Below are 12,288 nucleotides of genomic sequence, written 5' to 3'. Positions count from 1 at the left end.
CTAGTCCTTGCCATTGCTAATCCTTATCATTGCTAGTAACTAACACGCCTAGTAATTACATTATTGCTTATTAAGATGATTAATAACTAACATGATTGGTCGCTATGACGATTGATAGTTGATAGTTGATAGTTGATAGTTAAGGTTATTTAAAATAATAAAGCTTAAATAGACAAACTAAAAAGGCGTTAAGTTAATACTTAACGCCTTTTTTACCATTATTCAACTTGATTTAGCAGTCTTTTAATCTTGGTAATATTCACTATTTTTTCATCTACTTTTAAATAAGCAATCGCTTCAGTAAATACCACGGTTGCCTCAATAACACCGGGCATATTAATTAATTGTTCTGCTACTTCTCCCGCTTGTTTTTCATTTTCAACATTAATGATGAAGCTTAGGTTTTTAGACTTTTTAAGTGGGCTCATTCCTAAACTAATGATTAACCATATACAGCAGATCACTGCCATCACTAAGAAAATAGATTGTTCACCAAAATTACTGGCAATGGCTCCACCTAATACACCGCCGCTAAAAGCGCCTAGAAATTGGCTACTAGAGTAGATGCCCATCACACTACCTTTTACACCTGCAGGGGCAAGGCGCGATAATATAGAAGGCATTGTTGCTTCTAAATAGTTAAATGCTGTGAAAAACATGATCACCGTGATCACTAAGCCGGTAAAACTTGTAGGCAAGTACCAAAGTAGAAATAGCGCTAGGGTAAGTAATAAAACCGATGCCGATAACATTTGTTTTTCTTTTTGCTTTTTAATCGCAAAAATCATAAATGGTACCATCAAAAAGAATGAGCCAATTAATGTGGGTAAATACAATTGCCAATGATCTTCAAGCTGTAAACCACTTTCAACAAACTGTTTAGGTAATGTAATAAAACAAGCCGTCATCGCCATGTGCAGCGCGAATACACCAAAATTTAAGCGCGACAATTGAGGGTGGCGAATCAATTTTTTGAGTTGAGCAGGTAAAGCAACACTATCACCACGTGGGGCTTTATTGACAGAATGAGGAACTAAAAATTGAATTAATAACATCGCAAAAATAGTTAATAGTGCAATAAACCAGAACAATCCACTTAACCCAAAGGCTTCTGCCACAATAGGGCCTATTATCATCGCAATAGTAAATGATAAACCAATGAACATACCAATGGTTGCCATCACTTTAGGGCGTTGTTCTTCACGACTTAAATCTGCTGCTAATGCCAAAATAGCACTCGCAATCGCTCCGGTTCCCTGTAATGCTCGGCCCAATACCACGCCATAGATAGTGTCTGACATAGCAGCCACAATACTACCTAACAGAAAAATGAATAAGCCAATCAAAATAATCGGTTTACGCCCATATTTATCAGATAAAATACCCATGGGGATCTGTAACATAGCTTGAGTCAAGCCATAAGCACCTATCGCTAAACCGATCCAGATTGGGCTATAACCTATTAACTGTTCGCCATAAATAGCAAAAACAGGCAGGATCATAAATAAACCCAACATACGCAGACCAAAAACAGCAGCTAAAGAAAAAGCCGCTTTTTTTTCAATACTATTTAAACCGTTAGAACTCATAAAATATCTTAATGTTGTCTATACCCTAGATGGGCGAAGTGTTACAGAGGATGTGATGATTATTTTATCACGCTATTAAGAGTAAACAACCCGCAAAGATAAGTAATGCCGATTTCGCTAAATAGCTGAATAATCTTACTGGTTAAGATGCATCAATTCTGTGTTTAAAATTTTGTAAAGGAAAAACCATTTGACGCAATTACTTCATGGAATTAATGCTATAAAATCTGCAATATCAAATATTCGATTATTTATTGCTATTGGTAAGTTTATTGTTATCTTGAATTCAAGGTCGTAAATAATCTAAAGGAGGGGATAAATGTCAATTCGTAAATATACCGACGACGATTTTGAAGCGTTGCAGAATATTTATAATATCGCTAGGCCCGATGAGTTTTATGCTGAGCAGGGAAATTTTAAATTCACACCATTAGCAGATGATGAATATATTATGTTCATGTTAGGCGAGTCAGAAGTGTTTGTTTATGAAAAAGATAACATTCTTGGTTTTTGTGGATTTAGCGGAGATCGTATTAATTGGCTTTTTGTCGACCCTAGTAGCAGAGGTCAAGGTGTAGGCCATAAACTACTGCAATATGTTTTACATAAACTTGAAAAAGGGGCCACATTGTCGGTATGGAAATCAAACCAACGCGCGCAATCGCTGTATAAAAAGCTAGGTTTTCGTATCAGCGGTGAGTTTCAAGTCGGCTTCCAAGGCCATCAATTAATGGTTAACACTATGGTTTATCCTTAAATGAAATCAACGCGCATAATCATTGTATAAAAAGCTAGGTTTTCGTATCGAATCATAGGCGGGCACTTGACCTGCTCACATACTCCGTACGCATAACCTGCTAACATAGCCCATAGAGTTTTCACACAAATGTTAATAGGTGAAACAGTAATGGATTTAATAATAGAAATGGGCACTATTGATGATGTGTTGCTAGTTGACGCTTCTACTCCTGAATTTGAACAACAACATACACAGCAATCAATTACCGCTAGATTAAATGGAAAAACCTCGCTTATTTTAGTTGCAAAAATAAAAGGGCTTGTCGTTGCTTACAAAATTGGTTATGCACTATCGGAGAATGTATTTTACAGTTGGTTAGGCGCTGTAGTTCCTGCATATCGTCAACAAGGTATTGCTACTCAATTACGTGTTTATCAAGAACAATGGGCTGTTAATTCGGGATATAGTTGTATCAATGTCAAGTCCATGAATCGTTACCCTGCGATGTTACAGTTGTTAATTAATAGTGGTTACCAGATCCATGGATATCAAGCAAATGAAGATGATAAGTATGGAGAAAATGGCAAAATTTTATTTATAAAAAAGCTGATATGATATTGGAGCCAACGGGGTGGTAACTGATATATACCTTGAAGTATTATGTGGTTGTATTGTGCAGAAAATATCACATGTTTTACATTAAACTTTAAGCAATTAAAATATAAAATATATCGTTGTTGTTTGCAGATTGAATGCAGCTTTAAAAACAGCACTCAGAGTCATTAATAAGGATTTAATATGCAATCAACATCTAGTCAATCGCAAGGATTATTGCTTTTTAGACTATCTCAGTTACAAAATTTTGCGCTAGGCACCTTAAAAATAAAAGAACTTGTTCCTTATATGCCACTTACCCAATTACCTAATGCGGATACCAATATATTAGGTGTTGCTAGTATCCGAGGGCGAACGCTACCTATTATCGATATGGCTGCTGCAGTAGGTTACCCAGCGATGAGCGAAGCTGAAAAAAAACAGGCAACCATTATTATCACCGATTGTAGTCGCATGCATGTTGGATTTTTGGTGCGAAAAATAGAGCGTATTGTCGAATGTAATTGGAAAAATATTGATCCGCCACCTAGTTCATTAGGGCATAAAACTTATATTACCGGTATTACCCGTTTTGAAAATCAACTTATTCAGCTATTGGATGTCGAATTGCTACTGGCTGAGCTATTCCCTGATAACGATGAAAAAGCGGTGGAGATCACTGGCGTGCAAAAAGGGTTATTACAGAATTCTCACATTTTATTAGTTGATGACTCTTCCGTTGCGCGTCGTCAATTAGAAAGTGCATTGACTAAAATTGATGTGCCTTTTAAGGTTTGTAAAAATGGTCATGATGCCTTTGCCGTCATGAAAGACTGTGCTGCAAAAGGCAACCCAATCGACATACTGGTTAGTGATATTGAGATGCCAGGGTTAGATGGCTACGAATTAACCTTTGAAGTACGCAGCGTACCAGCCATTGCAGAAACCTATGTTATTTTGCATAGTTCGCTATCCAGTGCAATGAGTATGGATCGAGCCAGTCAGGTTGGTGCAGATCAAGCATTAGCCAAATTTGATGCTAAAGAATTAGTGAATGCGATGTTGATAGGTGCCAAAAAGAAACACTAGTACCTAGTTTATGAGCATAGTTAACGAGTAGATTTTTGCTTTCTGGAAAACATTAGCTCAGCGGTGTATGCATTAAAAATTAACATTATTAAGGGTCAAAAAATTAAGGGGCACAAACTTTGAATGAAATTACACTGCCTGTTTTAACTGCGTCGGTCATTAGTAAGCAAACTCTTTTGCAAGTAAAGGATGGCGAGCAGGGGGCTAGCCAAAAAATGACAGAACAAGGCAATGCAATTAAAGAAAGTTGCAAAACCAGCCATTCATTTTTTACTGACGTAACTTATTCAGTAGTAGATTATAACGGTTTATTTATTACTGACAGGATAGATGCGCTCAACTTTCGCCATCGTAGCAGCGAACCTGGCTATTTTAGTACTTGGCATGTGGCCGGTGATCCTACTCTAATTATTATTCGTTCAGGTATTTTACGTATCACGCTACGCAGTGGCGAGTTTCGAGACTTTAAAGCAGGGGACTTATTTATTGCACAGGATCGTTTACAAGAAAATGAAGCATTTGATGACCATATTCATGGCCATTGTGCTGAATTAATTGGAGATGAAACCTTGCTTGCGGTCCATATTAAGTTGGCTTCAATCTAATCATTTATCAAAACTGGCCTTATTGAGTCGATTACTACAAGTGGATTGTTAAAAATTGGAGTCGCTCGTCAATTGTATTTTTAGTACAAACAAATTTTTCTTTTTAACCACAGCCTATTTTCTATAATTCAACGATTTCCAAATTTATCCATTATTTATAAGGTGTTTATATGCGCATCAATCGTCATTTTTGCAAATATCTGTTTACTGTGCTTAGACAAAAAGAGTTGAAGCCCGTTTGGGCTCTGAACTGTATCTTGGTAATGTTTAGTTCAAATGTGACCGCTAATGAGCAAGTTGAACCTTTAATTGTTCCCGCAACTTCAACTCACTTTGCAAACCCAGCGTTAACAACAGATATCACCATTGGCCATTTCTCACAGGGAGACCTTACTGGGTGGGAAGAGAAAGAGTTTTCAGGTCAAACAGACTACCAAATAGTTACCGATGCCAGCACTTCAGCTAATGCGGGGAAGGCGAAAAAGATACTGAAAGCAAACAGTAATAATAGTGCTTCTGGGCTGTTTAAAGAACAACGTATTGATCTGCAGAAAACACCTTATTTACATTGGTCTTGGAAAACACAGCATTTATATTCCGGTTTGAACGAAGTTAAAAAAGAAGGGGATGATTTTGTTGCGCGTATTTATATCGTAATCGATGGTGGTATGTTTATATGGAAAACAAAAGCATTGAATTATGTCTGGTCATCTTCTTTTAAAGAGAACGAGTTTTGGCCGAACCCTTACACCTCTAACGCTATTATGTTTGCCGTTGAATCAGGCACTAAAAATATTGGTAAATGGGTTAAATATAAACGTAATGTTAGTGTCGATTTACTAAAGGTGCTGGGAAAAGAGATCCGTTATATCGATGCCATTGCAGTCATGACGGATAGTGATAGTTCAGGGCAACAAGCCACAACATATTACGGTGATATCTACTTTAGCGCAGAGTAGCTATCACTATTGTTTTTATCAGATTATAAGTTTGAATATATGAGATAAATAGCTGCCTTGAGCTGCGCAAAATTAGCCGCCTAAGCATAATGACGATCTGGAGTGCATGTTATGACATTTAACAGATATCAGAATTCAACATATAAAAGTATCAATATGCATTTGTTGTTGAAACTAATGATGACTTTATTGCTAGTTTCTATGACGGCCTGCTCAACTAAACTTGCCTATAACAATCTTGATTGGGTTGTTTCTTGGTACATCGATGATTATGTCACATTAACAAATACCCAAGAAAAGCAACTTGATAGCAGTATTGAGTCATTGTTGTTATGGCACCGCAAGACTGAATTACAAAATTATGTGGTGCAAATTAAATATATAAAAATTGATTTAAAAAATGGCATAAAGCATTTAACGATTAAAAACTATATTAATGCATTAAAGCAGTTTTGGGATGCTATTTTACTCAAAGCTGAACCGGATGTGATGCGATTTGCTTATTCTTTGTCGGATAAGCAAGTGACTGAATTATTAGCTGAAATAGAGCAGCAGAACCTTAAAAAAATAAATGATTTTGATAATAGCAGTGAAAGAGAACGCTTAAAAAAACGTTTTGAGCGTATTGAAGAGCAAATAACTGAATTTACTGGGCCGCTTGATACGCAACAAAAAAAACGACTTACTCTGCTAAATGCTTCTCTATTATCAGCTTTTGAACAACGTATTCAGTTTCGACGCGACTGGGCAAAGTCAATCGCTGCCGCTTATCAATTACGGCAACAGAAACATCACAAGGAGAATGATCGTGTTCAATTTGAACAGGCATTAAGACCTGCTTTGATCAATACTAATAGCTTACGTTCTCAAGAATATTTAGCCATTTTTGAGCATAATCAGGCCCAGTGGGTTGAGTTTCTTCCTCAATTGATCAGTTCATTAAATGTAAAACAATTAAGCAATGTACAGTCGAAATTAGATGATACCATTGCAGATATACAAGGTTTATATTAACGATTATTATTTTCTCAGTTCGTTTTTAGTTTATTATTCAATGAGGTATATTAATGATTTGTTGGCCGTGTTTATTAAAATTAGAAGGAGAGCATGAGCTTATTTACTTAGCTTATGAGTCTGAATTTATTGCTGAATGCGAAGAGTTAATTGTCAGTGATTATGATTACGTCGTTGACTCAAATGGTCTAAGTTATTTGCTTAAATTTAGCAATAAATCTAACAATAGCTGCGTGCAACTCGTTGATGCTGAACGTCAGCTTTCTAAGCAAGAAGTGACACTGTTAATACGTGAACATGAATTTAGTAAAGCGAATGTGTGCCTGACTAAAATTGAATTCCTAACTATCTCCTGTGCTGTGCACTCTTTAGTTTATTAATTCAATTGCATTAGCGTCAGTACTCGCATTAATAAAAATGAAACGATGTAATGACACAATAAATAACAACATCATTAATAATAGCAAAAGCGTTATTGATGGAATTAGACGAGTAAATTTATAACTAAAATATAACAATGGAGCGATAAAATGAAATTGATTGTAGGTACCGGTTCAACATGGTCACTAAGAGTATGGATATGTTTACAGCTAATTAAAGTAGAAGCGTCTGAGCAAGTGATTGATTTAAGCAGTACTGATCACCAAGCAAAAATTTTAGAGTATTCACCAAGTGGACTTGTACCTGCCTATATTGATGGCAACATTGTGATTAATGATTCGCTAGCAATTATTGAGCACCTAAATGAACATTCTCATGGTGGGCTGTATCCTATCAGTGTTAAACAACGAGCTTGTGCAAGAAGTTTATGTGCAGAAATGCATTCGGGTTTTACCTTATTACGCGAACAGTTTCCTTTCATGTTAACACCTGCAAAAACACCAGCAATATTGAATCAACAAATTCACCAAGAGTTAGCCCGTGTGGAGGCTATTTTTGAAAGTGCAACCTTGCCTTATATGTTTGAGCTTGCCGGTGCAGTCGACGCATTTTATGCCATTTTAGCATTTCGTCTTAATAGCTATGGTATTACATTGCCAGGTAAAGCTGGAGAATATCAGCAAAGTCTTTTACAGTGGGATTTATTAAAAAATGCGATTAAACAAGCTGAACACTGGGAAAATATGTGTGCAATTAGTTAACGGATTTATTGGCGTTATATCAGCAGTTAAATAAAGGGGCAGACAAAGTAAACATTTAACTTCTATTTTAACTTCGATTATAATTTCATTGCTTACGGGCTCGCAGCTCAAAATAAAAAGGCTAACTCACGATAAGTGAATTAGCCTTTTTTAATGCTTATATCATGCTATTGTTATTATGTTAGGATCGAGCGCGTCTTTTTCACCATATTCAGAATTAAAACAAAGAATAAAGGTGCAAAATAAATCACTAAGCAGGTTGCTGCAATCATACCACCAAGCACTGATGTACCAATGGCATTACGCGCATTCGCGCCTGCTCCGGTACTGATCACTAAGGGTAAAACACCTAAACCAAATGCTAATGATGTCATAATGATCGGACGTAAACGCATTTCACAGGCTTTGACTGTAGCATCAATTAAGTTCATTCCTTTTCCATATAACTCTTTGGCAAACTCGACAATCAAAATGGCATTTTTAGCCGTTAATCCAATGGTGGTCAATACGCCTACTTGGAAATAAACATCGTTTTCAAGCCCTCGTATCATAACAGCTGCTAACGCGCCCAAAATACCTAACGGTACCACTAAAATGATCGCGATTGGAATGCTCCAACTTTCATAAAGCGCTGCTAAACAAAGGAATACCATCAATAGCGAAATGCCATACAAAATAGGTGCTTGGTTACCTGCTTCTAACTCTTGATATGACATACCAGTCCAACTAACTTGTACATCACTAGAAAGCTCTGCTGCTATTTTATCAACTTCAGCCATTGCATCACCGGTACTATACCCCGGTGCTGCTTCACCTAATATTTCGACTGCAGAGTTACCATTAAAACGTGATAATTGCGGAGAGCCTGTTCCCCAATGTGAGGAACTAAAAGCTGATAATGGTACCATTTCACCTTTATCATTACGTATAAACCAAAGGTTCATGTCTTCTGGTGTCATACGATATTCAGCATCAGCCTGAATATAAACCTTTTTAGATCGACCTCGGTCTATGAAGTCATTCACATAAGAAGAACCCCATGCAATAGAGAGCGAGTTATTAATATCATCAATATCGAGACCTAATACCTTGGCTTTTTCATAGTCAATATCGAGGTAAAATTGTGCCGTATCTTCCAAACCATTTGGTCTTGCATTTTGTATCAATGGACTTTGTGCTATTTTTTCTAATAATTGGTTACGTAGCTCAATGAGTTTTTCATGACCAATACTACCCACATCTTGCAGATAAAAGTCAAAACCAGTTGCTTGCCCTAATTCACGAATAGGAGGGCTACTAAAAGCAAATACAGATGCTTTTTTATAACCTGAAAAATGCTTCATAGTACGTGCAATAATAGCGTTCGCATCGGTACCTGGTTCAGCTCTTTCTGCCCAGTCTTTTAAACCAATAAACGCCATACCGGCATTTTGGCCTGTTCCAGAGAAGTTAAACCCTGCAACGGTAAAAACAGAAGTCACTAAATCTGGCTCATTTTCTTCAAAGTAGCTTTTTACTTCATCCATTACTACATTGGTTTCTTTCAGGGTTGTCCCCGTTGGTGTTGATACCATTACCATAAATGAACCTTGGTCTTCATTAGGTAAAAAAGAACTTGGTAATGAGTTATATAAGTAAACAGTACCGCCGAACAATAGGATATAAATTAAAGAAAAACGAATCGGACGCAATAATAAGTGTTTAATAGAGGTGTTATATTTTCCTAATAATTTGTCAAATAAACGGTTAAATATTTCGAATACTTTAAGGTTTCTTTCTTTATCAACCGGTTTTAATAACGTCGCACACAGTACCGGTGTTAATACTAAAGCCACTAATACTGATAATCCCATTGCAGATACAATAGTCAGAGAGAATTGTTTATAGATAATACCCGTAGAGCCAGACATGAAGGCCATTGGAATAAATACCACCATTAATACCATGGTAATACCGACTAATGCGCTGGTAATTTGTCCCATTGATTTTTTGGTTGCTTCAAATGGTGATAGTTTCTCTTCATGCATTATTCGTTCGACATTTTCGACAACAACAATCGCATCATCAACCAACAAACCAATGGCTAACACCAACCCAAACATGGTTAAGGTGTTGATAGAGAAGCCCAATACCGACATGATTGCAAACGTACCCAGTAATACAACAGGTACCGCAATGGTTGGAATTAATGTTGCTCGGAAATTTTGTAGAAATAACAGCATAACTAAAAATACTAATACGATTGCTTCTATTAATGTTGTGACTACTTCACTAATAGATATTCGAATAAAGGCATTGGTATCAACTGCTTTCGCTATCTCTAAACCAGTAGGAAATGACTCAGATAATTGTGCTAATTTTGCATCTACCCCTGCTTGCGTATCTAATGAATTTGCACCTGAAGCAAGTGTTATTGCAATACCTGATGTTGCGTAGCCATTAAAAGTAGGGATCACACTTGAGCTTTCGCTTGCTAGTTCAACACGCGCAACATCTTGAAGTCGGACCTGCGAGCCATCTGAATTAACTTTAAGATAAATGTTTTTAAATTCATCTACCGTTGTTAATAAACTTTGTGCTGTGATAGTGGCATTGATTAATTGTGACTCTGTTGAAGGTGTGCCGCCTAATTGTCCTACTGTGACTTGGCTATTTTGTGCTGATACGGCAGTAGAAATATCTACCGGTGTTAAGTTATAACTATTTAATTTAGCTGGATCTAACCAAATTCGCATGGCGTAAGATGGACCAAAAATAGTCACACTACCGACACCATTTACACGGCTAATAATGTCTTTAATATTAGAGTTTGCATAATCTTGAATGTCTCCTGCACTCATCGAGCCATCTTCAGAATATAAGGTGGTTACGGAGATAAAACCAGACGTACTCTTAGTGACAGAGGTACCTGCATTTTGTACTGCAGCAGGTAAGCGACTGCTGACTTTTTGTAAGCTATTTGATACCTGTACCTGTGCAGTATCGGGGTCGGTATCGGCACTAAAAGTTAATGTTATTTTTGCGCTACCAGAGGAATCACTGGTTGACGACATGTAAAGCAGGTTATCTAATCCTGTCATGCTTTGTTCAATAACCTGGGTCACAGTATCTTCAATGGTTTTAGCTGACGCACCCGTGTAGTTTGCCGAAATTGAAATTGCTGGTGGTGCAATAGTAGGGTACTGCGCTACAGGTAATGTCAAAATAGAAGCTATACCTGCCATCATAACAACAATGGCAAGCACCCAAGCAAAAATAGGTCTGTGAATAAAAAAGTTAGACATGTAATTAATCCTGATCTTTTGATTGATTGTCAGTTTTTGTTGTTGCAGTGTTAGAGGCGTTATCAACAATGACTGTTAAGCCATTTTTAACTTTAGCTAAATTGTTAATGACGACATTATCACCTGCTTTTAATCCCTCTTTAACAACCCATCCGTTATCTACTTCATTACCCAATACGATAGATTTTTTTACTATCTGATTGTTATCATCAACAATAAATACCGAGGGTAGTCCTGACTGGCTTCTTACAACCGTTGATTGTTTTACAACAAGGTAGTCACGCGCTTCTGGCATTGAAATTTTAGCTCTAACATACATTCCAGCTAACAGGGCATTATCTGGATTTGCAATAATTGCACGTAAAGCGACTGTGCCCGTTGAACCATTAGTTTGAGTATCTATAAATTCTAAGTGGCCAGTTTGATCATAAATAGTGCCATCTTCTAGTGTTATAGAAACAGGGACAGTTGGATTTTTAGTGGTAGCATTTTTAAATTCTTGTTGTATTTTATAAAAAGCAACTGCAGATTGTTGCATATCAATATAGACATTATCAGTTTGAATAACAGTGGTAATGTAGTCTGATTGACCTGATGTTAATAGCGACCCTTCTGACACTTGAGAGAAGCCTGCTTTACCTGATATAGGTGCTTTAATTTTGGTGTAAGATAATTCTATATTTGCGTAATCTAACGTTGCTTGGCGAACGGCTACTTCAGCTTTGGCCTCTAGGTATGCGGCTTCTGCAGAATCAAATAATTGTTGGCTACTTAGTTTTTTCTTTAATAGCTGGGCATAACGCGCCATTTCTTTTTTTGCATTTCTTTCGCTGCTTAAAGCTTTTTTTAGTTCAGCATTAGCACTGTTAACGGTTGATTGATAAGTCGTTGGGTCTATTTGAAAAAGGATATCTCCCTTTTCTACATAACTGCCTTCCTTGTATAAGCGGCTTTCTATTATACCTGTGATTTGTGGCCTTACTTCTGCTTCTTTAAAAGCGGTAATCCGCCCCGGTAATTCGGTCGTTAAACGTAATGTTGAATAAGTTAACGTTGAAGTATCAACGTGGATACTTTGCACCGGCCTTTTATTGGGCTCAGTTTGGTCACTACACCCGAATAAGCCCAAGGGTAGTAGTAATAACAGTAAAGAGTATTTAACTTTGCGAGCAAAAAACATAGATCAACCTTAAATGAAAATTTAGTATCAATAGATACGGATTCTTCAATAGTCTCATGGAAAGGGTTAAGAGGAAGTTAAGGTTTAATTAAG

At 36.9% G+C, this 12,288-nt stretch carries 11 protein-coding genes; 8 read left to right on the top strand and 3 right to left on the bottom strand.

What is annotated here, in order from left to right; translation table 11 throughout:
* Window positions 1–218: 218 nt before the first annotated feature.
* Window positions 219–1,589 (bottom strand): MFS transporter, encoded by a 1,371-nt coding sequence (locus MT390_RS17260; protein ID WP_499442356.1) that lies wholly within the window; start codon window positions 1,587–1,589, stop codon window positions 219–221.
* A 319-nt stretch (window positions 1,590–1,908) separates the two neighbouring features.
* Between MT390_RS17260 and MT390_RS17255 the strand changes: the two genes are divergently transcribed.
* The 8 genes from MT390_RS17255 to MT390_RS17220 all read left to right on the top strand — a co-directional run bounded on the left by MT390_RS17255 (window position 1,909) and on the right by MT390_RS17220 (window position 7,731).
* Window positions 1,909–2,346, top strand: a complete 438-nt coding sequence (locus tag MT390_RS17255) for a GNAT family N-acetyltransferase (protein WP_499442354.1) — start codon at window positions 1,909–1,911, stop codon at window positions 2,344–2,346.
* Window positions 2,347–2,496: 150 nt separating this feature from the next.
* A complete protein-coding gene (locus MT390_RS17250; RefSeq protein WP_499442352.1) occupies window positions 2,497–2,943 on the top strand; it encodes a GNAT family N-acetyltransferase in 447 nt (148 codons plus the stop codon).
* A gap of 183 nt (window positions 2,944–3,126) precedes the next feature.
* Window positions 3,127–4,011 (top strand): chemotaxis protein, encoded by an 885-nt coding sequence (locus MT390_RS17245; RefSeq protein ID WP_499442351.1) that lies wholly within the window; start codon window positions 3,127–3,129, stop codon window positions 4,009–4,011.
* Window positions 4,012–4,130: 119 nt separating this feature from the next.
* Window positions 4,131–4,616 carry a cupin domain-containing protein gene (locus MT390_RS17240; RefSeq protein ID WP_240923579.1) on the top strand — a complete coding sequence of 162 codons (486 nt, stop codon included), beginning with the start codon at window positions 4,131–4,133 and terminating at the stop codon, window positions 4,614–4,616.
* A gap of 170 nt (window positions 4,617–4,786) precedes the next feature.
* Window positions 4,787–5,575 carry a DUF3047 domain-containing protein gene (locus MT390_RS17235; RefSeq protein ID WP_499442349.1) on the top strand — a complete coding sequence of 263 codons (789 nt, stop codon included), beginning with the start codon at window positions 4,787–4,789 and terminating at the stop codon, window positions 5,573–5,575.
* Window positions 5,576–5,686: 111 nt separating this feature from the next.
* Entirely contained in the window at window positions 5,687–6,589 is a 903-nt protein-coding gene (locus tag MT390_RS17230) for a DUF6279 family lipoprotein (RefSeq protein WP_499442347.1), read from the top strand.
* A gap of 53 nt (window positions 6,590–6,642) precedes the next feature.
* Complete coding sequence (locus tag MT390_RS17225; RefSeq protein ID WP_499442346.1) at window positions 6,643–6,969, top strand: DUF4144 family protein; 327 nt, start codon at window positions 6,643–6,645, stop codon at window positions 6,967–6,969.
* Window positions 6,970–7,119: 150 nt separating this feature from the next.
* On the top strand, window positions 7,120–7,731 hold the full coding sequence (locus MT390_RS17220) for a glutathione S-transferase N-terminal domain-containing protein (protein ID WP_299665739.1): 612 nt from the start codon (window positions 7,120–7,122) through the stop codon (window positions 7,729–7,731).
* Between the two features lie 176 nt (window positions 7,732–7,907).
* Here MT390_RS17220 and MT390_RS17215 read toward each other — a convergent pair whose 3' ends face one another.
* On the bottom strand, window positions 7,908–11,015 hold the full coding sequence (locus MT390_RS17215; protein ID WP_499442344.1) for an efflux RND transporter permease subunit: 3,108 nt from the start codon (window positions 11,013–11,015) through the stop codon (window positions 7,908–7,910).
* Window positions 11,016–11,019: 4 nt separating this feature from the next.
* Window positions 11,020–12,195: an efflux RND transporter periplasmic adaptor subunit gene (locus MT390_RS17210; protein ID WP_499442342.1), complete on the bottom strand. Its 1,176-nt coding sequence runs from the start codon at window positions 12,193–12,195 to the stop codon at window positions 11,020–11,022.
* Window positions 12,196–12,288 lie beyond the last annotated feature (93 nt).

The organism is Vibrio sp. 2-Bac 85 (genome assembly GCF_037546705.1).
Lineage (GTDB): Bacteria > Pseudomonadota > Gammaproteobacteria > Enterobacterales > Psychromonadaceae > Psychromonas.
Note: the sequence above shows the minus strand (reverse complement) of the source record. Positions and strands in the feature narration are given on the sequence as shown.